Source organism: Streptomyces sp. NPDC101234 (assembly GCF_044767525.1).
Taxonomy (GTDB): domain Bacteria; phylum Actinomycetota; class Actinomycetes; order Streptomycetales; family Streptomycetaceae; genus Streptomyces; species Streptomyces sasae.
On the sequence record NZ_JBIWOA010000008.1, the window covers coordinates 288234 to 308843 of the forward strand.

The following is a 20610-nucleotide window of genomic DNA, read 5'->3' on the forward strand; positions in this document are numbered from 1 at the left end:
TCAACTGCCGTCGATGACCGCGGGATTGGGTCGTTCAGGGCTCGCAGGGCCCTGGCCGCGGTGCCAGGATGTGGGCATGACGATGATCCACGGGGAAGTCGCGGCCGGGTTCGAGGGTGTACGGGAGGCGTTCGCCGCCAACTTCGAGCGGCGGGGGGATGTCGGGGCGGCCGTCTGTGTGTACCGGGACGGGCGGCCCGTGGTGGATCTGTGGGGCGGTGTCGCCGATCCGGACACCGGGCGGGAGTGGGAGCGGGACACGCTGCAACTCGTGTACTCCGCGACCAAGGGAGCCACCGCCACCGTCGCTCATCTGCTCGCCCAGCGCGGGGAGTTGGATCTCGACGCTCCGGTGGCCGACTACTGGCCGGAGTTCGGGGCGAACGGCAAGGCGGGGATTCCGGTGCGGTGGCTGCTGTCGCATCGGGCCGGGCTGGTCACGCTGGACCGGCCGGTGCCGCTGGGTGACGCCCTGGGGTGGGACGCGATGGTGGCCGCGCTGGCCGCGCAACGGCCCCAGTGGGAGCCGGGGACCGGGCACGGCTACCACGGGCGGACCTTCGGGTGGCTGGTCGGAGAGGTGATCCGGCGGGTGTCCGGCCGTACGCCGGGCCGGTTCTTCGCGGAGGAGATCGCCGGGCCGCTCGGACTGGACTTCTTCATCGGGCTGCCGGCGACCGAGCGCGGACGGGTCAGCCGGATGGTGTACCCGAAGCCGGAGTTCGACCTGAGCACCGTACCGCTGGACGCCGTGCCGCCGGAGGCGCGCGAGTACGTCGCCGCGCTGCAGGACCCGGAGTCGTTGAGCAACCGGGCGTTCACCCTCACCGATCCCGCCGAGATCGACTTCAACTCGGCCGAGGTGCAGGCCGCCGAGATTCCCGCCTCCAACGGCATCGGCACCGCGCGCGGCCTGGCGCGGATGTACGCCGCGCTGATCGGGGACGTGGACGGGGTACGGCTGTTCAGCCCCGAGACCCTGGCGTCGGCGACCGCGGAGCAGGCCGCCGGGCCGGACAAGGTCATCATGTTCCCGGTCCGCTTCGCCTCCGGGTACATGCTGCCGGTCGAGACGAACCCCCTGACCGGTCCCCGCGCCTTCGGTCACCCCGGACGGGGCGGATCGCTGGGCTTCGCCGACCCCGAGCACGGCATCGCCTTCGGCTACGTCATGAACAGCATCGTCGAGGGCGCCGAGGACCCGCGGGCGTCCACGCTCGTCGACGCGGTGCGGGAGGCGACGGCCTGACGGCCGCTGCGGGCGACGGCTTGAACGGTTGAGGCGGGCGACGGCTTGAACGGTTGAGGCGGGCGACGGCTTGAACGGTTGAGGCGGGCGACGGGTGGTACGGCGGACCGGGGGACGGCGGGACGGCGGACCACCCGGCCGATTAGGGTCGGCGGTATGAACGGGGTCGTGGCAGCTGTCAGTCGTAATGATGTCTACTCCTTCACCAAGCCGAACCGGGAGAGCATCACGCTGCTCGCCGGACTCGGAGTGGAGGGCGATGTGCACGCCGGGGTGACCGTGAAGCACCGGTCCCGGGTCGCGCAGGATCCGAGTCAGCCCAATCTGCGGCAGGTGCACCTCATCCACGAGGAGTTGTTCGAGGAGGTGCGGGGCGCCGGGTTCCGGGTCGGGGCCGGGGAGCTCGGGGAGAACATCACCACCCGTGGTGTCGATCTGCTGGGGCTGCCGACCGGGACGCTGCTGCACATCGGGGAGGACGCCGTCGTCGAGGTGACCGGGCTGCGGAATCCGTGTCTGCAGATCGACGGCTTTCAGCAGGGGCTGCTGAAGCAGGTCGTCGGACGGGACGAGTGCGGGCAGGTCGTGCGCAGGGCCGGGGTGATGAGCGTGGTGAAGGTGGGGGGTGTGGTGCGGCCGGGGGATGTGGTCCGGGTGGAGCTGCCCGTGGGGGAACATCGGCCGTTGGAGCGGGTCTGAGAGGGGGCGGTGAGCCGGCTCTGAGAATCCCTTGGAATCCCTGAAACATTTTCCCGGGCCCACCGCATCAATGAGGTGAGCGGCAGAACGCCGGGGACGGGGACGGGGAGCTTGCGGATGAGTCAGAGGCCTGTGGAGGACTACGCCGAGTTCGCCGCGGCGCGGGCCGGGCATCTGTACCGGTCCGCCTGTCTGCTCACCGCCGGGGACACCCATCTCGCGGAGGATCTGGTGCAGGAGGCCCTGGGGCGGATCTACGTCCGCTGGGGGCGGGTCTCCCGCGTCGACAATCCCGCCGGGTACGCGCAGACCGTCCTCACCCGGACCTTTCTCGCCCACCGGCGGCGGTTCAGCAGCGGCGAGAGAGCCAGGGACTCGTTCCCCGAGCCGGCCGACACGGGCGCCGATCCCTCGCTGCGGCTGACCCTCCTCGACGCGCTCGCGCGGCTGCCCGCCAAGGACCGGGCCGTGGTCGTCCTGCGGTACTGGGAGGACCGGTCGATTCACGAGACCGCGGACGCCCTCAACGTGAGTTCGGCCGCCGTCCGCACCCGGTGCGTGCGCGCCCTCGCGCGACTGCGCGAGCTGCTGGGCGAGGACCTCGCCGAATACGCCCGCCCCTGACCTCAACCTTGTGGAAACGGTGGTTCGTCATGCCCGTCGAGCAGCAGCACAGCGACAGCGACAGCGATCCCTTCGAGCCTTTCAAGCCCTTCGAGTCTTCCGAGTCTTCCGAGTCTTTCGAACGCTTGGAGCGTGAGTTCTCCGCCGCGCTGCATCGCACCGGCGGCGCCTTCGACACCGACCGGGCCGCGCTCGCCGCCGCCGGGACGGCCCGGGGCCGGCGGCTACGGCAGCGGCGGCGGGCCGCGGTCGTGGGCGGGGCCGCGGGTGTCGCGCTGGTCGGCGTGGGCGGCGCGTTGTCGGTGCCCTGGGGCGGGTCGTCGTCCGTCGCACGGCCGCCCTCCGTCGCCGGCAGGACCCCGACCACCACGTCCTCCACGGTCGGCCGCGCCGTCACCTCGGACGACATGATCCGCACGCTCGAACGGCTGCTGCCCAAGGGGAAGTTCAGCAAGGCCGAGGGGCGCGGGATCGACCCGGACCAGCCGCTCGTGGCACCGTACGCGCAGCTGGTGTACGACGACGGGCACGGTGCCGCCGCCATCAGCGTCGCCGTGAACCGGGTGCTGCCCGGCGGGACCGACGCCCGGCAGATCACCCAGTGCCCCGACAAGGTCTACAGCCCCTACGACAGTTGCGTCACCAGCCGGCTGCCCGACGCCTCCGTCGTCACCGTCCTGAAGGGGTACGAGTACCCCGACCGGCGCGTGGACACCAAGCTCTGGACCGCGAACCTCCTCACCCCGGACGGCCATCACGTCTCCGTCAGCGAGTGGAACGCCCCCGCCGAGAAGGACGCGTCGATCACCCGTGACCAACCGCCGCTCTCGGCGGCGCAGTTGAAGGTGCTCGCGGCCGCGAAGGACTGGCGTGGGGTCGTCGACGCCATCCCGGAGGATCCCCGGCAGACCCAGGAGCCGTCAGCCACGCAGGAGGTCGGCAAGGGGATCCAGCAGACGCTCGCCTCGCTGGTTCCCAAGGGGCTGAAGGTGGTGGCTCACGGAAGCGAGGACGACAGCGGGTTCACCTATGTGGTCGTCGACGACGGCAAGGGCCGGAGCCTCGTCCAGATCAATGTGCAGTCGAACATGTCGGACGTGGCGAAGGAGCTGTTCGGGGCCGGGTCCGAGACCCTGTCCGACGGGACGAAGGTCGCCGAGCGGAAGCAGCCCGGGGAGAAGGGCGGTGCGGGGGTCGTCATGTGGACCGTCGACACCCTGCGCACCGACGGCTTCCGCGTGGTGATCAGCGCCTTCAACTCCGGCTCCCAGCAGAGCGCCGCGACCCGCAGCACCCCGGCGCCGACCATGAAGCAGCTCCGCGCCATCGCCCTCAGCCCCAGGTGGCGGTCGTAGCCGTGCGGTAGGCGCGGGGGCCTCTCCGGGGGACAGGGTTCCGGAGGACAGGGTTGACACGGGTCGGCTCATGTTCGCCCCGTGCGACCGCCGCCGCGTTAGCCTCGGGAAACCCAGACAGAACAGAAGGAGACAGACATGGCCAGGGTTCCCAGTTCGGTGATCGCCGCGAGTGGCCTCGTCGGAGGGTACGGCGTGGCCCGGTGGACGAAGAAGCGGCCGCTGGGCGGGGCCGTGCTGGCCGTCGCCGGGGCCGCCGCCGCGCAGCAGTGGCGGCAGCAGGCGGGCGGGAAGGCCGCGGGGGCGCTGTCCGCCGCGTATGTCGCCGCGTTCGCCGGATCGCATCCGCTGGCCAAGAAGGTCGGCGCCTGGCCGTCCGTCCTCGGCGTGGCGGGCGCGGTGGCACTGGCGTCCTGGGCCGTCGCCGACCGCCGGGCCTGAGCGCTCAGGCCGTACTGCGAAACGACCGCCGGTACGCCTGCGGGCTCGTCCCGACGACCCTGCGGAACCGTTCCCGGAACGCCGTCGGCGAGCCGAAACCGGCCTGGACCGCGATGCGCTCGACGGGGTGGCCGGTGGTCTCCAGGAGGTGCTGCGCCCTGCGCACCCTCGCCCGGTGCAGCCACTGCAGCGGGGTCGTGCCGGTCTGGTCGCGGAAGCGGCGGTTGAGGGTACGGGTGCTCATGCCGGCCCGCGTCGCGACCTCGTCCAGGGTGAGGTCCCGGTCGCAGTTGTCCTCCAGCCAGGACAGAAGCGGCTCCAGGGTGGCGCCCGCGGGGGCCGGCGGCTGGTCGTGGACGATGAACTGGGCCTGACCGCCCTCCCGTTCCAGCGGCATGACCGACAACCGCGCCGCGTGTGCGGCGACCGCCGAGCCGTGGTCCTTGCGGATCATGTGCAGGCACACGTCCATGGCCGCCGCCGCGCCCGCCGAGGTCAGGAACTGGCCGTTGTCGACGTACAGGACGTTCGGGTCGACGTCGATCTCCGGGTGCATCGCGGCCAGGGTGTCGGCCGCGACCCAGTGCGTGGTCGCCCGCAGCCCGTCGAGGAGGCCGGTGGCCGCGAGGACGAACGCGCCGACGCAGACCGACGCGATCCGCGTGCCGTTCGCGGCCGCCGCGCGCAGGGCGTCGGCGACCTCGGGGGCGAGCGGGAGGGTGGGGTCCGCGAGGCCCGGCACGATGATCGTGTCCGCCTCGGCCAGCGCGTCCAGCCCGTACGGCGCCTTGATCGTGAACGCGCCGCCCGCCGCGGTCACCTCGTCCGCGGGCCCGCACACCCGCACCCGGTAGGCGTCCCGGCCGTCGGGCAGCCGGGCCCAGCCGAAGGTGTCGATCGGCACGGTGAAATCGGACGGGATGACCTGGTCCAGGACGAGTACGGCGACGGTGTGCATGGCAGGAACGTAGCCGGTCGACGGGTTGTCGCCAACCTGGGGCTCTCCACTCCTGCCAGAGATTCCACCGGTGGCGAGAATCTGTTGGACGGTGGCATTATTGCCGCTTCTGCGAGATCGTCCGGCCGCCTACGGTCGACGCCGTGACCAAGTTCCTCCTCGCCGTCCATGTCCTCGCGGCGATCGTCGCCATCGGTCCCGTCACCGTGGCCACCAGCATGTTCCCGCCCGCCGCCCGCCGTGTGATGGAAGCGCCGGACGACGTCCGGGCCGCCGAGAGCCTTCAGCTGCTGTACCGGATATGCCGGGTGTACGCCCTCGTCGGCATCGTCGTCCCCGCGTTCGGGTTCGCCACGGCGAGCAATATGCATGTGCTCGGGAGTGCATGGCTGATCACGTCGATCGCACTCACCGCACTGGCTGCGGTCGTCCTCGTCGCGCTGGTACTGCCCCGGCAGACCGCGCTGGTGGAGGGGGGCGCGGGCGCTGTCACGCGCGAGGCGACCGTCCGGCTCGCCATGTTCACCGGGCTGTTCAACCTGCTGTGGGCTGTCGTGACGGTGCTGATGATCGTCCGGCCGGGGTCGACCACCGGCGCCTGAAGGCCCACCGGAACCTGAAGGCCCACCGACGTCTGAAGGCCCGCCGGCATCTGAAGGCGACTTCCCCGGTTTCTGTTATCCGGGCCGGGCCGGCCCGTCTCCCAGGGCATGCACACGACTCGACAGATCAGCCGCCGGAGCATGCTGAAGGCCTCGGGAGTGGCGGTGGGGGCCGCCGCGGGGATCGCCGCCGCGAGCGGTACCGCGACCGCCGCCGGGACCGGGTCCGGCGCCTTCGCCCATCCCGGCCTGCTGCACACCCGTACCGATCTCGACCGGATGGCCGCCAAGGTGAAGGCGGGCGCCGCGCCCTACACGGCCGGGTTCGCCAGGCTCACCGCCAACCGGCACGCGCAGAGCGGCTGGCAGCCCCGGCCGCAGGCGGTCGTGTACCGGGGCGCGGGCACCCCGCAGAACTACACGATCCTCTACAACGACATCCACGCCGCCTACCAGAACGCCCTGCGCTTCCACGTCACCGGCGAGAGCGTGTACGCCGACACCGCCGTCGCTATCCTCAACGCCTGGTCCTCGACGCTCACCGCCGTGAACGGTTCCGCCGACCGGTTCCTGGCCGCCGGACTGTACGGCTACCAGTTCGCCAACGCCGCCGAACTCGTCCGCGACCACGGCGACTTCGAACTCGCCCGTTTCCAGGAGATGCTCAGCAAGCTCTTCGGTGCGGTCAGTGACGACTTCCTGGCCAAGCACAACGGCGCCTTCACCTCCAACTACTGGACCAACTGGGACCTCGCCAACATGGCCTGCGTCCTCGCCACCGCCATCTTCTGCGACGACCGCGCCCAGGTCACCCGCGCGGTCGACTACTTCAAGAACGGCGCCGGGCTCGGGTCGATCAGGAACGCGATTCCCGTCGTGTACGACGACGGGCTGGGCGAATGGCTGGAGGCGGGGCGCGACCAGGGGCACGCGCTGCTCGGGGTCGGCCTGATGGGCACGTTCTGCGAGATGGCGTGGAACCAGGGGTTCGACCTGTACGGCTACGACGACAGCCGGTTCCTCAAGGGGGCGCAGTACGTCGCCAAGTGGAGCATGGGCGGTCAGGTGCCGTTCACCGCGAACACACGGCGGAAGGGGGCGGCAGGGGTCTGGTCGGGCAGTGAGACGGTGACCGCCGCGGCGGCCGTCGACCCGGCGATGACCCGCCCCATCTGGGCGATGATCGCCAACCACTACACCAAGCGGCGGGGCCTGTCGGCGACGTACGTCACCCAGATCGCGGCCAAGGCGGCGCCCGAGGGCGGGGGCGGGGACTACGGGCCGAACAGCGGCGGGTTCGACCAACTGGGCTTCGGGACCCTGGCGTTCACACGGGACCGGGCGACGAGTACGACCGGGAGCTCGGCGTCGCCGAGTCCGGCGGCGGCGCCGAGTGCGCTGGGGTCGGCGGCCCCACTGGCCTCCGCCTCGGCAGGGGGCAAGACCAAGGGCAAGGGTGATGACCTCGCCACCACGGGAGCGGGGGAGATCGTGGGGTGGACCACGACCGCGGCGGTCGCGACGCTGGCCGGCGGGCTGCTGTTGCTGCGCAAGCGGACGCGCGGCGGTCAGTAGGCGGCCCAGGGGCCGAGGGCGAATCCGTCGCCGTCCCGGCGGACCTCCAGGGCACCCGCACCACCGAAGTGCGCGGGGACCAGCAGCTCGCGTTCGTCGGCCGCCCGCCCGAGGATTCGGCGGCGGCTGGCCACCGCCTGCTCCGGGTCCAGGCAGGCGCTGCTGTTGCAGCAGGGCCGGAGGAGCTGCACCGGGCTGTGCAGCAGGTCTCCGACGAAGACCGCCCGGTCGCTCCCGGACGCCAGCCGCAGCACGGCCGAACCGGGGGTGTGGCCGGGCGCGGGCTCCAGGGTGAGGTGTTCGTCGATGCGGTGGAAGCCGTCCCACAGCACGGTCTGTCCGGCCCGGTGGACAGGAGCGATGCTGTCCTCGTAGATCAGGCGGTCGTCCTCCCGCTCGCCGTTCGCGTAGGCGTTGTCCGGGCCGTAGTGGAAGTCGTCGGCGGCCGGGAGGAGGTACTGCGCGTTGGGGAACGTCGGCACCCACTCCCCGTCCGCGTCGACGGTGTTCCAGCCGACATGGTCGACATGGAGGTGGGTGTTGACGACGACGTCCACGTCCTGCGGGCGCACCCCGGCCCGCGCCAGCCGGCCGAGGAAATCGCCCTCCCGCCGGTGGAACGGCGGCATGCCCGGCCGCTCGCGCCCGTTGCCCACGCCGGTGTCGACGAGGACGGTCCGCCCGGCGCTGCGCAGCACCCACGTCTGCAGGGCGAGCACCGCCCGGTCGCTCTCCGGCTCCCAGTGGTCCGGTGCCAGCCAGTCCTCGTTGTCCTTCCACACCTCGGCGGCGACGTCCGGGAACATGCCGGAGGCGGGCACGAACGGCTGATGCCACTCGACCACCCGGATGACCTCGACGTCCCCCAGCACGATGCTCTGCACACTCTCGGTCTCGTTCGTCATGCGTCCGAGCTTAGAAAGCCGGGACGAGCGTCTCAATGCGCTCCATGCTCACTGAGATACGCGTCCGTCTCATGCACTTGTACGGGAGATTACGCTGGGCGGATGGATGTGGTCAGCGACGCGATCTCCGTCGTACACCTGGGACACCCTTCCTCCAACCGGGTGCGGATCGGTGGGAGCTGGTGCACGCGGCTGGACCCGTACGACGGCGCGGGCTTCCATGTCGTACTCCAGGGCGGCTGCTGGCTGCTGCCCGACGGCGGCGACCCGGTGTCCCTCGGGGTGGGCGACGCGGTGCTGCTGCCGCACGGCACCGGCCATGTGATCGCGGACTCCCCGCTCGACGCGGCGGTCGCGGCGGCGAAGGCGGTGCCGTTCGAGCGGTGGTCCGAGGGGACGGGGCCGCGGGCATGGCTGCCGGACCGGGACGCCACGGAGCTGCTCTGCGGCAAGTACCGGCTCGACTGCAGCCGTATGCACCCGCTGATGACGGAACTCCCCGCGGTCGTCCATCTGCCCAACCGGGTGGGCCGCCACCCCGAACTGCGTGCCGCGATCGACCTGCTCGCCGGTGAGCTGGACGCGCGGCGGCCCGGTTCCTGCGTTGCGCTGCCGAGCCTGCTCGACCTCCTCCTCGTCTACATGATCCGCTCCTGGATGAGCGAGAGCACGGTAGGAGCCTGGCCGGCCGCGCTGGGCGACCCGGTGACGGCGGCGGCCCTGCGGGCGCTGCACTCGGACCCGACGGCGCCGTGGAGCAACGACCGCCTGGCCGCGGAGGCGGGTGTCTCCCGCCCCACCCTGGCGCGCCGGTTCACCGCGCTGGTGGGCCGCCCTCCGATGGCCTACCTCACGTGGTGGCGCCTGATCCTCGCCGCGAGCCTGCTCCGCGACACCCCGGAAACCCTGTCCACGATCGCCGACCGCGTCGGCTACGGCAGCCCGTACGCCCTGTCCCACGCCTTCCGGAGAGAGTTCGGTACGACACCGGGGCGGTACCGGGAGCGGGCAGCGGGGCACCCCGGGGGAGGCACTACGCCCCCAGCGCCCGCGACACCGTGAAGATCAGCACGCCGGCCAGCGACCCGACCACCGTGCCGTTGATCCGGATGAACTGCAGGTCGCGCCCGATGTGCGCCTCGATCTTCCGGGTGGTGTGCTCCGCGTCCCAGCTGGCCACCGTGTCGGTGATCAGGGACGTGATCTCCTTGCGGTACGTCGTCACCACGTGCACGGCCGCGCCCTCGACCCAGCTGTCGACCTTGTCCTGGATCTTGGGGTCCTTGGCCATCCGGGCGCCCAGGGAGATCAGGGAGGCGCGGACGCGCAGCCGCAGCTCACTGCGCTCGTCCTCGGCCGCCGCGACGAGCATGGACCGTACGGCCGTCCAGACGGACGCGATCAGGTCCTGCACCTCGCTGCGGCCCAGGACCTCGCCCTTGAGCCGTTCGACCCGGGCCCGGGTGTCGGTGTCGGACTGGAGGTCGTTCGCGAAGTCCGTGAGGAAACGGTCGAGGGCGCCGCGCGCCGGGTGGGAGGGCATGTCCCGCATCTCGGCGCAGAAGCGCAGCAGCTCCTTGTAGACGCGCTCGCCGACCTTGCGGTCCACGAACCGGGGCGTCCAGCCGGGGGCGCCGCCCTGGACGGCGTCCATCACGGAGTCCCCGTGCAGCACCAGCCAGTCGTGCGCGCGGGTGACGACGAGGTCCACGACCCGCTTGTGGCCGCCGTCGGCGACGATCCGCTCCAGCAGCTTGCCGATGCCGGGGGCGATCTCCTGGGCGTCGGCCCGCCGGGTGATCGCCTCGCCGACGACGGCCTGGACGTCGGAGTCCCGCAGCACGGTCAGGGCTCCGCGCAGCGCTGTCGCGAGCTCGGCGGTCACGCGGTCGGCGTGCGCGGGCTCCGCGAGCCAGGCGCCGAGCCGGCTGCCGATGCCGACGGAGTGCAGCCGCTGTCGTACGACGTCCCGGGAGAGGAAGTTCTCGCCGACGAACTCGCCCAGCGAGACACCGAGCTGGTCCTTCTTCGTCGGGATGATCGCGGTGTGCGGGATGGGCAGGCCGAGGGGGTGGCGGAAGAGGGCGGTCACCGCGAACCAGTCGGCGAGCGCGCCGACCATGCCGGCCTCGGCCGCGGCGGCGACATAGTCCGCCCAGACGCCGGCACCCGCGCCGGACGCGACCTTGGCCAGGACGTACACCACGGCGACGAGCAGCAGCAGGCCGGTCGCCGTGCGCTTCATACGCCGTACGCCGCGCTGGCGCTCCTCGTCTGCGGGTGTGAAGGCGTTCATGGACTTGTAGGACGCCGTATCCGTAGGTTCCGCCATCTGCTCCACCCGTTCGCAGCCGGTCACACCCTCACGGTGATCCCGCACATATTGTCCCTTCCTGACTACTCCCGGAACGGAACAAGAGTTCCCGCCGCGCCTTCGACCGACGCCGACAACAATCCCGCCGCGCCTTCAGCCGACGCCGACAACAATCCCGCCGCAACGGCGATCAGCCACGACGGCGGATTTCGGCGGTGCCGTACCGGCCGGTGGGCACCTGCGGGCCGGTGGGGGCTGGTCGCGCAGTTCCCCGCGCCCCTGGGTCGGCTGCGTCACCGTCGCTCAATAGGCCCCGCGCCTCCTGGGTCGGCTGCGCAACCGTCGCTCAGCAGGCCCCGCCCCTGGGTCGGCTGCGCAACCATCGCTCAGCAGGCCCCACCCCTGGGTCGGCTGCGCAACCATCGCTCAGCAGGCCCCACCCCTGGGTCGGCTGCGCAACCGTCGCTCAGCAGGCCCCGCCTCTGGGTCGGCTGCGCCCGGTCCTCGTCAGTAGTTGCCGTGCCTTCGGCGCCGGCGTTCGTCGCGCCACTCCTGCCGCGCCGCGTGCAGTTCCTGGCGGGCCGACCTGCGTTCGAGTTTTTCCTGGCGGCGTGCTTCCTTCAGGCGCTGCTGTTCCGCCTTTGTGATCTTGTGCTTCACCTCGACGCCGGCCCAGAACGCGAATCCCGTGACGATGACCGTCGGGGCGCCCGGATCCGGCGCCATGTCGTGCTCACGCTCGTCGAAACCGCCCATGATGCCGATGCCGCGCATCACCACCTGGACGCCCGGTGGCACGATCACGCTGATCCCGCCCATGATCGCGATGCAGTTGAGCACGACCTCACCATCGGCGAAGTCCGCCTCACGCAGGTCGATCTCGCCGCCGCCCCAGAACACGAAGGAGTCGAAGCGCCTCGGCACGGTCCAGCGCCCCTTGCGCTGGAACCCGGACATCACCGCCACCGCCCAGGTAGACGAGCCCTCGCCGCCCACGATCCGGCTTCCCCAACTGCCCCTGTCCACCGGAGCCTTGTTCAACGACACCGGCACCGCGGCGGCCGCGGCGGGCAGGTCCCGCGTGATCGGCGTCAGCTCCCCGTACGTACGGGCCTTGAGCGTCGCCTCCAGCCGTTCCTCGAACTCCTCCATGTCGAGCCGGCCCTCCGCGAGGGCGTCCCTGAGGACCTCGGCGACTCGTTCACGATCGGCGTCGGAGGCACGGAGCTCCGGGGCATCCTCGGTCATACAGAGCAGACTACGAGTTATGGTCGGCCGGCACTATGCGGTGGTGCGGTCCGACGGGGGTTTGGGGGTGTCCCCCGATGAATGCAGCATCTTCGCGATCACCGTCTCGATGTCCGGTTCGCGGACGGACAGGTCGACCAGGGGATACTCCGCCGCGACCCGCGCCACCAGCGGCGCCGCCGACTCCGACGCCGGGAACGCCAGCCACTGCCTGGGGCCTTCGACCTTCACCACCCGCGCCGCACCGCCCATGTCGATCGGCGGCAGCTCCCGTTCCAGGTCGACGACCAGCGTCCGTTCACTCTCCCCCGCCTCGTGCAGGCCGGCGAGCGGACCGTCGTACATCAGCCGCCCGTGGTCGATGACCATCACACGCGAGCACAACTGCTCGATGTCCTGGAGGTCGTGGGTGGTCAGCAGGACCGTGGTGCCGTGTTCCTCGTTCAACTCCCGGAGGAAATCGCGGACCTTGGCCTTCGAGATCACGTCCAGGCCGATCGTCGGCTCGTCCAGGTACAGCACGTCCGGGTCGTGGAGCAGCGCCGCCACGATGTCGCCGCGCATCCGCTGGCCGAGCGAGAGCTGTCGTACCGGGACGTCCAACAGGGTTTCCAGGGACAGGAGTTCCACCAGGCGGTCGAGGTTCTCGCGGTAACGGGCGTCCGGGATGCGGTACATGCGGTGCATCAGACGGTAGGAGTCGATGAGGGGGAGGTCCCACCACAGGGTGGTGCGCTGGCCGAAGACCACGCCGATGCGGTGGGCCAGCTTCGCGCGTTCGCGGGACGGGTCGATACCGGCCACGCGAAGGCGGCCGCCGCTCGGGGTCAGGATCCCCGTCAGCATCTTGATCGTCGTCGACTTGCCCGCGCCGTTCGGGCCGATGTAGCCGACCATCTCGCCGCGCGCCACCGTGAAGGAGAGCCCGTCGACCGCCCGCACCTCTCGCCGTTCCCGTTTCAGGAAACCCGTCTTCTTGCGGACCTCGAAGACCTTCTCGACCCCGTCGACCTCGATGAACACGCTCAACTCCCCGTACTCCGATACGACCTGAGACCCACCCGCCACGCCAGACCCGCCAGCACACAGCCCGCCACGGCCACCAGCGGCGGCGCCCACGCCGTCCACTCCGGGAGCCGCAGCGGATACGGCCGCCCCAGGATGTGGGCGGCCGGGATCCAGTTGACGAAGGCCAGCGGCACCAGGAAGGTCACCCCACGCACGAAGTCCTTCCCGAACACCGTCGGCGGGTACTGCAACAACGTCGTACCGCCGTACGTGAACGCGTTCTGCACCTCGGCCGCGTCCCCCGCCACGAACTGGAAGGTCGCGCCCACCAGGAACAGCGCACAGAAGATCACCGCACCGCCGGCCACCGTCACCGGCACCAGCAGCACCTTCTCCGGCGTCCAGTCGACGTCGACGACGGTCAGCGCGTACGCCAGCACCAGCCCGCCCTGGGAGATCCGGCCCAGGCGGCGCAGCGCGAAGTGGTCCGCGCCGATCTGCGCCAGCACCGGGGCGGGCCGCACCAGCAGCGTGTCGAAGGAGCCGTCGCGGATCCGGGTGCCCAGCACGTCCAGCGAGCCGAACACCAGATCGGCGAAGCCGAACGCGGTCGCGGACAGGCCGTACAGGAAGGCGACCTCGGGCATGGTCCAGCCACCGAGCCGGTCGACCTGTGTGAACATCAGCAGGATCGTGGCGAAGTCCAGACCGGTCACCACCAGGTTGCCGATCAACGTGAGGAAGAAGGACGCGCGGTAGGTCAGGGAGGACCGGATCCACATCCCGGCGATCAGCCGGTACGCCCGCAGGCCCTCCCCGAACCGTGTGACCTCACCCACCCTGCACCACCACCCGCCGGGTCGCCGCCGTCTGCAGCAGCCGGCCCGCCGCCAGCAGCGCCACCGCCCAGGCCGCCTGGAAGGCGAACGCCCGCAACGGCGTGCTCTCCCCCATCAGGACGTCCGCCGGCACCTGGAGCTGCGCCGCCCACGGCAGGGCCCGTACGGCCTCGCCGAAGGCGCCCGGGAAGACGTTCAACGGCAGCGTCATGCCCGAGCAGAAGATCCCCAGGACCATCATGGCCTGGCTGACGCCCATACCGTCCAACAGCCAGAACACGCTCAGCGCCGCGAGGTAGCGGATGCCGAAGCTGACAAGCATCGCGAGGAAAAGGGCCACCGCGAATGTCATCCATGTCACCACGTCCGTCGGCAGGTACATGGAGAAGAACACCGCGCCGAACGCGAACGGGATCACCCCCCGTCCCAGCATCTGGAACAACGAGCGACCCAAATCGGTCGCCAGCCACCACAATTGAAGATCGGCCGGACGGTAGAGATCGATGGCGATCTCACCCGTACGGATACGCTCCATCAGGTCTTTTTCGACACCCCCGCCCTGGATGGCGAGCGTCGCGTACAGGCACTGCCCGAGCCACACATAGGTCACGGCCTGCGCCTGGTCATAGCCTCCGAGGTGCGGTTTCTCGTCCCACAGCGCCAAGTACGTGTAGACGAGGATGATCCCGAAGACCGTGTTGGTGAACACCCCGGCCGCAGTAGCCGCCCGATACGTCGCGTAACGTCTGAAACCCCCCGCCGCGACGGCCGTGTACAACCGCCCCGCGCCCACACCAACCGACCTCCCGGACCACCCGACACGAAGCGCAGGAGCCTACTGCGCGGGCGACCTCGCAGGCCACGCAATATCCGTGACCGAAGAATGCCGGAATCCGGGAACGGTTCGCGTGGTGCGAGAGTCTTCAGCAGGGGGCGCAGAAGGCGTACGAGGTCGTACGGGAACGTACGACGCGAAACAGGAGTCCGTGCACGACATGAGCGACGAGCCGCAGCCGCAACAGCCGAACCAGGGCGGCGGAGGCCCGACGGAGCCTCCGGCTGCGGCCGAGGAGAAGAAGAACCCGCCGCAGCCGGTGGCCGAGGCGAAGAAGCCGGAGCCGTCCGCGGCGGCCGGGGAGAAGACGACGGAACCGCCCGCGGCGGCCGAGGAGGCGAGGACGGAGCAGCGGCCGGTGGCCGGGGGCACGCATCCCCGGCCACCGGCGGGCGAGAAGAAGATCGCACCGCCGCGGGCGGCTGCCGAGGACACGCACACCCAGCAGCTCACCGCGATCAAGGCACCGAAGACGCCGAAGGCACGGCCGGCCGCCGCTGCCGAGGACACGCACACGCAGCAGCTCACCGCGGTCACGGCACCGAAGGCGCGGCCGCCGGCGGCGGCGGCCGAGAACCGGCAGGACACGCAGGACACGCAGAACCGGCAGGACGGGCGGGACACGCAGGACAGGCGGGGCGGGCAGGACACGCCGGACACGCAGACACGGCAACTCGCGGCGATCAGGGCGCCGAAGGCACCAGCGCCCGGCACGGCCACGGCGGCCACCGCGGCCAGCACGGCCAAGGCGGTCACGGCTGCCACCGCGGCGAACGCCGCGAACGCCGCCACTGCGGCCAACGCGGCCACGGCAGCCACGGCAGCCACGGCGGAGCCGTCCGCGGCCGGCCTGGAGACGAAGGGGGGCGGGAAGAAGATGAAGCGGACCAAGCGGACCGGGTGGCGACGGATCCTCCCGACCTGGCGCATGCTGCTCGGCACCTTCTTCGTCGGGACACTGCTGCTGATCGGCCTGTTCTTCGTCGGCTACTCGATGGTGAAGATCCCGGCGGCCAACGCGTTCGCGACCAAGCAGTCCAACGTGTACCTGTACGCCGACGGCTCCCAGCTCGCCCGTGACGGCGAGGTCAACCGGGAGAACGTCACCCTCGCCCAGGTCTCCGTGGACGCCCAGCACGCCGTGCTCGCCGCCGAGGACCGGGACTTCTACACCGAGTCCGCCGTCGACCCCAAGGCGATGCTGCGCGCCGCCTGGAACACGGCGACCGGCAAGGGCACCCAGTCCGGCTCGACGATCACCCAGCAGTACGTGAAGAACTACTACCTCGCGCAGGAGCAGACCGTCACCCGCAAGGTGAAGGAGGTGTTCGTCGCGATCAAGCTGGACCGCACGGACTCCAAGGACCAGATCCTGGAGGGCTACCTCAACACCAGCTACTTCGGCCGCAACGCCTACGGCATCCAGGCCGCCGCCCAGGCCTACTACGGCAAGGACGCCAAGGACCTCGACCCGGCCCGCGCCGCCTACCTCGCCGCGCTCGTCAACGCGCCCAGCGAGTACGACGTCGTCGCGCACCCCGAGAACAAGGCCGCCGCCGTCGCCCGCTGGAACTACGTCCTGGACGGCATGGTCAAGAAGGGCTGGCTCGACGCCTCCAAGCGGCAGGCGATGACGTTCCCGATGCCCAAGGAGCAGACCGCCTCCACCGGCATGTCCGGGCAGCGCGGCTACATCGTCAACGCGGTCAACGACTACCTGATCAAGAACAAGATCGTCGACTCGGACTCCCTGGAGGCCGGCGGCTACCGCATCACCACCACCCTGGAGAAGGACAAGCAGAACGCCTTCGTCAAGGCGGTGAACGACAAGCTGATCTCCAAGCTGGACAAGAAGAACAACAAGGCCGACAACTACGTGCGCGCCGGCGGCGCCTCCGTCGACCCGAAGACCGGCAAGCTCGTCGCCATGTACGGCGGCATCGACTACGTGAAGCAGTACACCAACGGCGCGACCCGCGGTGACTTCCAGGTCGGCTCCACCTTCAAGCCCTTCGTCTTCGCCTCCGCCGTCGACAACGACTCCACCACCCAGTCCGGCCAGACGATCACCCCGAACACCTACTACGACGGCACCAACGGACGCTCCGTCCAGGGCTGGCCCGGCAGCTCCTACGCACCGGACAACGAGGACCAGAAGTCGTACGGTCAGATCACCGTCCGCAAGGCCACTGACCTGTCCGTGAACTCGGTGTACGCGCAGATGGCCGTCGACGTCGGCCCGTCCAAGGTCAAGCAGACCGCCGTCGGCCTGGGCATCCCCTCCGACACCAAGGACCTCCAGCCGTACCCGTCGATCGCGCTGGGCACCGCGACCGCCAGCGTCCTGGACATGGCGGAGGCGTACGCCACGCTCGCCAACCACGGCAAGCACGGCACGTACACCATGGTCGAAAAGATCACCAAGGACGGTACGCAGGAGATCAAGCTGCCGGAGTCCAAGACCACCCAGGCCGTCAGCCGCCAGGCCGCCGACACCACCACCTCGATACTGCAGAGCGTGGTCGACAACGGCACCGCCACCGCCGCCCAGGGCGCCGGCCGTCCGGCGGCCGGCAAGACCGGCACCGCGGAGGAGGACACCGCCGCCTGGTTCGCGGGCTACACCCCCGACCTCGCCACCGTCGTCTCGGTGATGGGCCAGGACCCGGTGACCGCCGCCCACAAGTCGCTGTACGGCGCGCTCGGCCTGCCCCGCATCAACGGCGGCGGCGCCCCGACGGAGATCTGGGCGCAGTACACCAAGGCCGCCCTGAAGGGCACCGCGTCCTTCGCCTTCGACCTGGACCTCCAGGCCGGCGCCGAGACCGTGGCCCCCGGTACCCAGGCCCCGACCCAGCCGGCCACCGGCGGCCAGGACAACGGCGGCACGACGAACCAGGGCCAGGACAACGGCGGCACCACGGGCGGCGACCAGAACAACGGCGGCACGACCGGCGGTGACAACAACGGCGGCACCACCGACGGCTCCACCACCAACGGCTCCACCACCTCCGGTACGACCACGTCCGGTACGACGACCTCGGGCACCAGCTCGGGGACGACGACCTCGGGCACCGACTCCGGCACCTCCACCGGGACCACGACCGACGGCAGCAGTACGGGTACGACGGCCGGAACCGGCGACGCCGGAACCACCACCGGGACGACAGCGGGCGACACCGCGGGGTTCTTCCAGTAGCCGCGGTTGCCCCTGCCCCGTCCCTGATCCTGATCCTGATCAGTGACCGCTGGTCGCCTTGAGCCCCACCACGGCGACCAGCAACAGGCACACGAAGAAGATCCGGGCGGCGGTGGCCGGCTCCCCCAGCACCACCATCCCGAACACCGCCGCCCCCGCCGCCCCGATCCCCACCCAGACGCCGTAGGCGGTACCGATGGGCAGGGACCGGGCGGCGTACGACAGCAGCACCATGCTGGCGACGATCCCGCCGCCGGTGAACAGACTGGGCACGAGCCGGGTGAACCCGTCGGTGTACTTCATCCCCACCGACCAGCCGACCTCCAGCAGACCGGCGACGACAAGCAGAACCCAGGCCATGACAGGCACCTCCGAAACACGTGTCTGAACGGGGTGCGTCGTCTTTGCCCTGCTGCACTCACGGTCCCGGTACGGCGCGTCTCGTCGGGCTGGCTCCTTCGAAGGTAGCAAAGAAATGACAAAGAGGGCTGGTGACCGCAGTCACCAGCCCTCTTCTACCGTCGATTCACAGATACAGGCCGGTCGAGTCCTCCGAGCCCTCGAACCGGTCGGCGGCCACCGCGTGCAGATCGCGCTCCCGCATCAGTACGTACGCGACACCCCGCACCTCGACCTCGGCACGGTCCTCCGGGTCGTACAGCACCCGGTCGCCGGGCTCCACCGTCCGCACGTTCTGACCGACCGCGACCACCTCGGCCCAGGCCAGCCGGCGCCCGACGGCCGCCGTGGCGGGAATCAGGATGCCTCCGCCCGACCGCCGCTCGCCCTCCCCGGCGTCCTGCTTGACCAGAACCCGGTCGTGCAGCATCCGGATGGGCAGCTTGTCGTGCCGGCTGCTCTGCTCGTCTCTCTTGGCGCTCACGGCTTTGAACCTACCTGCCTCTGGTCAGCTCTTACGCCGCCGGGTGCCGCTGAAGACCAGCAGCCCGACCACGCCCACGGCGACGAGGGCGACCGGCACGACCCGCTCCAGCCGCGGCGCGCCCTCCTCGTCCACGAACTGGGCCTTCACATCGCTCACGACCCGGTTGACCTGGACGTAGGCCCGCCCGATCGTGTGATCGACGTTGGCCGCGACCTTGGCCTTCGCATCGCCGACGATGGTCTTCGGATGCACCCGCACCCCGATCTCGTCCAGCGTCTCGGCCAGCACCTCGCGGCGGCGCTTGATGTCCGCCTCGATCTGCGCCGGGGTTCTGGTGTCCGACGTCTCCGCCACCGTAGGCCCTCCGAAGTCTGCCGTACTGCCTGTTCCGGACAGTCTGTCAGCTCTCGCCGCCGTCGCCATGCCAGGACCCCCCGTTACGCTAGACCGATGAGCGAGCGACTCCAGCCCGGGGACGTAGCCCCCGACTTCACCCTCCCCGACGCCGACGGCAACGAGGTGTCCCTCTCCGCCCACAAGGGCCGCAAGGTCATCGTCTACTTCTACCCGGCCGCACTGACGCCGGGCTGCACGAAGCAGGCCTGCGACTTCACGGACAACCTCGACCTCCTGGCAGGTGCCGGCTACGACGTCCTCGGCATCTCCCCGGACGCCCCCGAGAAGCTCGGCAAGTTCCGCGAGAAGGAGAACCTCAAGGTCACCCTCCTCGCCGACCCCGACAAGAAGGTCCTGGACGCGTACGGCGCCTTCGGCGAGAAGATGAACTACGGCAAGACCTACCTGGGAGTCATCCGCTCCACGATCATCGTCGACGAGCAGGGCAAGGTGGAGAAGGCCCTCTACAACGTCCGCGCGACCGGCCACGTAGCCAAGATCATCAAGGACCTGGGCATCTGAAGCCCACCCTCCCCCACCACTGACGGCTCGCACCGGGGTTGCCCTGGTGCGAGCCGTTTCCTCTGCTCCGGTCCCGACCGGCTCGACAAGCCCGTGCCGCGCCCGAACTGCCACGCGATCACCAGCACATGACGCAGGGGAGGCAAACGGCAGCGGACAACTCCCGGTACGATGACAGGCGCTGGCGGCGGTGGCGCAACGGCGACGCAGCAGGTTTAGGTCCTGTGGCCCTTAACGGGCTTGAGGGTTCGAATCCCTTCCGCCGCACACAAACGGCCTGCGAATCCAAGGAGCGATACGCAGGCCGTTTCCGTGCCGGCAATCAGCCCAACAACTCCCGCACCACCGGCACCAGTGCCCGGAACGCCTTGCCCCGGTGGCTGATCGCGTTCTTCTCGTCGGGGGTCAGTTCGGCGCAGGTCCTCGTCTCGCCCTCAGGCTGGAGGATCGGGTCGTAGCCGAAGCCGTTCGTGCCTGTCGGCGCATACCTGAGTACGCCCCGCAGTTGGCCCTCGACCACCTGTTCCCGCCCGTCGGGCAGTGCCAACGCCGCCGCGCAGGCGAAGTGGGCGGAGCGGTGTTCGTCGGCGATGTCCGACAGTTGGGCGAGGAGGAGGTCCAGGTTGGCCTTGTCGTCGCCGTGGCGGCCGGCCCAGCGGGCGGAGAAGATGCCGGGGGCGCCGTTCAGGACGTCCACGCAGAGGCCGGAGTCGTCGGCGACGGCGGGAAGGCCCGTGGCCCTGGCGAGGGCGTGGGCCTTCAGCAGCGCGTTCTCGGCGAAGGTGACGCCCGTTTCCTTGACGTCGGGGATGTCTGGGTACGAGTCCGCGCCCACCAGTTCGTGGGGCAGGCCGGCCGCGGCGAGGATGGCACGGAGCTCGGTGATCTTTCCGGCGTTGCGGGTGGCGAGGATCAGGCGGGTCATGGGGACCAGTATCCCGGCAGCGTCGGGGCC

Annotated in this window: 21 protein-coding genes, 1 tRNA gene and 1 riboswitch; of the genes, 11 read left to right on the forward strand and 11 right to left on the reverse strand. The window is 70.5% G+C overall.

Features of this window, described 5'->3' with window-relative positions:
• The first annotated feature begins 76 nt into the window (after positions 1–76).
• The 5 genes from ACIRR9_RS17620 (at position 77) to ACIRR9_RS17640 (ending at position 4368) form a co-directional block, all read left to right on the forward strand.
• Entirely contained in the window at positions 77–1249 is a 1173-nt protein-coding gene (locus ACIRR9_RS17620; RefSeq protein ID WP_403752188.1) for a serine hydrolase domain-containing protein, read from the forward strand.
• A 156-nt stretch (positions 1250–1405) separates the two neighbouring features.
• Positions 1406–1948 (forward strand): MOSC domain-containing protein, encoded by a 543-nt coding sequence (locus tag ACIRR9_RS17625; RefSeq protein WP_403752191.1) that lies wholly within the window; start codon positions 1406–1408, stop codon positions 1946–1948.
• Positions 1949–2065: 117 nt separating this feature from the next.
• Positions 2066–2572, forward strand: coding sequence for a SigE family RNA polymerase sigma factor (locus tag ACIRR9_RS17630; protein WP_403752194.1), 507 nt, complete (start codon positions 2066–2068; stop codon positions 2570–2572).
• 29 nt (positions 2573–2601) lie between these two features.
• Positions 2602–3927 (forward strand): hypothetical protein, encoded by a 1326-nt coding sequence (locus tag ACIRR9_RS17635; protein WP_403752197.1) that lies wholly within the window; start codon positions 2602–2604, stop codon positions 3925–3927.
• Positions 3928–4065: 138 nt separating this feature from the next.
• A complete protein-coding gene (locus ACIRR9_RS17640; RefSeq protein ID WP_365338042.1) occupies positions 4066–4368 on the forward strand; it encodes a hypothetical protein in 303 nt (100 codons plus the stop codon).
• A 4-nt stretch (positions 4369–4372) separates the two neighbouring features.
• Here the strand turns inward: ACIRR9_RS17640 and ACIRR9_RS17645 are convergent, their stop codons facing one another.
• Positions 4373–5326 (reverse strand): GlxA family transcriptional regulator, encoded by a 954-nt coding sequence (locus ACIRR9_RS17645; protein WP_403752200.1) that lies wholly within the window; start codon positions 5324–5326, stop codon positions 4373–4375.
• Positions 5327–5469: 143 nt separating this feature from the next.
• Between ACIRR9_RS17645 and ACIRR9_RS17650 the strand changes: the two genes are divergently transcribed.
• Positions 5470–5928 (forward strand): hypothetical protein, encoded by a 459-nt coding sequence (locus ACIRR9_RS17650; RefSeq protein WP_403752203.1) that lies wholly within the window; start codon positions 5470–5472, stop codon positions 5926–5928.
• 108 nt (positions 5929–6036) lie between these two features.
• Entirely contained in the window at positions 6037–7503 is a 1467-nt protein-coding gene (locus ACIRR9_RS17655) for an alginate lyase family protein (RefSeq protein ID WP_403752206.1), read from the forward strand.
• Here ACIRR9_RS17655 and ACIRR9_RS17660 read toward each other — a convergent pair.
• Positions 7497–8408: an MBL fold metallo-hydrolase gene (locus ACIRR9_RS17660; protein ID WP_403752209.1), complete on the reverse strand. Its 912-nt coding sequence runs from the start codon at positions 8406–8408 to the stop codon at positions 7497–7499. The genes ACIRR9_RS17655 and ACIRR9_RS17660 overlap by 7 nt on opposite strands.
• Positions 8409–8510: 102 nt before the next feature.
• Between ACIRR9_RS17660 and ACIRR9_RS17665 the strand changes: the two genes are divergently transcribed.
• Positions 8511–9470 carry an AraC family transcriptional regulator gene (locus ACIRR9_RS17665; RefSeq protein ID WP_403752212.1) on the forward strand — a complete coding sequence of 320 codons (960 nt, stop codon included), beginning with the start codon at positions 8511–8513 and terminating at the stop codon, positions 9468–9470.
• On the opposite strand, the gene ACIRR9_RS17670 is transcribed toward ACIRR9_RS17665, so the two are convergent.
• The 5 genes from ACIRR9_RS17670 to ACIRR9_RS17690 form a co-directional block, all read right to left on the reverse strand.
• A complete protein-coding gene (locus ACIRR9_RS17670; RefSeq protein WP_403752336.1) occupies positions 9442–10740 on the reverse strand; it encodes a DUF445 domain-containing protein in 1299 nt (432 codons plus the stop codon). The genes ACIRR9_RS17665 and ACIRR9_RS17670 overlap by 29 nt on opposite strands.
• Before the next feature lie 489 nt (positions 10741–11229).
• On the reverse strand, positions 11230–11970 hold the full coding sequence (locus ACIRR9_RS17675) for a DUF1707 domain-containing protein (RefSeq protein ID WP_403752215.1): 741 nt from the start codon (positions 11968–11970) through the stop codon (positions 11230–11232).
• A gap of 33 nt (positions 11971–12003) precedes the next feature.
• A complete protein-coding gene (locus ACIRR9_RS17680) occupies positions 12004–13038 on the reverse strand; it encodes an ATP-binding cassette domain-containing protein (RefSeq protein ID WP_403752218.1) in 1035 nt (344 codons plus the stop codon).
• Positions 12996–13760 carry an ABC transporter permease gene (locus tag ACIRR9_RS17685; RefSeq protein ID WP_403752339.1) on the reverse strand — a complete coding sequence of 255 codons (765 nt, stop codon included), beginning with the start codon at positions 13758–13760 and terminating at the stop codon, positions 12996–12998. The genes ACIRR9_RS17680 and ACIRR9_RS17685 overlap by 43 nt, the downstream gene beginning before the upstream one ends.
• Positions 13761–13809: 49 nt before the next feature.
• On the reverse strand, positions 13810–14595 hold the full coding sequence (locus ACIRR9_RS17690; protein ID WP_403752221.1) for an ABC transporter permease: 786 nt from the start codon (positions 14593–14595) through the stop codon (positions 13810–13812).
• A gap of 934 nt (positions 14596–15529) precedes the next feature.
• Between ACIRR9_RS17690 and ACIRR9_RS17695 the strand changes: the two genes are divergently transcribed.
• A complete protein-coding gene (locus ACIRR9_RS17695; protein ID WP_403752342.1) occupies positions 15530–17851 on the forward strand; it encodes a transglycosylase domain-containing protein in 2322 nt (773 codons plus the stop codon).
• Positions 17852–17890: 39 nt separating this feature from the next.
• Here the strand turns inward: ACIRR9_RS17695 and ACIRR9_RS17700 are convergent, their stop codons facing one another.
• The 3 genes from ACIRR9_RS17700 to ACIRR9_RS17710 form a co-directional block, all read right to left on the reverse strand.
• Positions 17891–18211, reverse strand: a complete 321-nt coding sequence (locus ACIRR9_RS17700) for a multidrug efflux SMR transporter (RefSeq protein ID WP_046730550.1) — start codon at positions 18209–18211, stop codon at positions 17891–17893.
• 32 nt (positions 18212–18243) lie between these two features.
• Positions 18244–18325: riboswitch (guanidine-III (ykkC-III) riboswitch) on the reverse strand.
• 52 nt (positions 18326–18377) lie between these two features.
• A complete protein-coding gene (locus ACIRR9_RS17705) occupies positions 18378–18680 on the reverse strand; it encodes a co-chaperone GroES (protein ID WP_263980593.1) in 303 nt (100 codons plus the stop codon).
• A gap of 78 nt (positions 18681–18758) precedes the next feature.
• Positions 18759–19091, reverse strand: a complete 333-nt coding sequence (locus ACIRR9_RS17710) for a DUF3618 domain-containing protein (protein ID WP_365338021.1) — start codon at positions 19089–19091, stop codon at positions 18759–18761.
• Positions 19092–19187: 96 nt separating this feature from the next.
• Here ACIRR9_RS17710 and bcp point away from each other — a divergent pair, with 96 nt between their 5' ends.
• The gene (gene bcp, locus ACIRR9_RS17715; protein WP_403752225.1) at positions 19188–19655 is read left to right on the forward strand and encodes a thioredoxin-dependent thiol peroxidase; all 468 of its coding nucleotides are present in this window, start codon (positions 19188–19190) and stop codon (positions 19653–19655) included.
• Positions 19656–19839: 184 nt separating this feature from the next.
• Positions 19840–19922: transfer RNA gene (locus ACIRR9_RS17720), tRNA-Leu, on the forward strand.
• Between the two features lie 55 nt (positions 19923–19977).
• Here the strand turns inward: ACIRR9_RS17720 and rdgB are convergent.
• Entirely contained in the window at positions 19978–20580 is a 603-nt protein-coding gene (gene rdgB / locus ACIRR9_RS17725) for an RdgB/HAM1 family non-canonical purine NTP pyrophosphatase (protein ID WP_365338015.1), read from the reverse strand.
• Positions 20581–20610 lie beyond the last annotated feature (30 nt).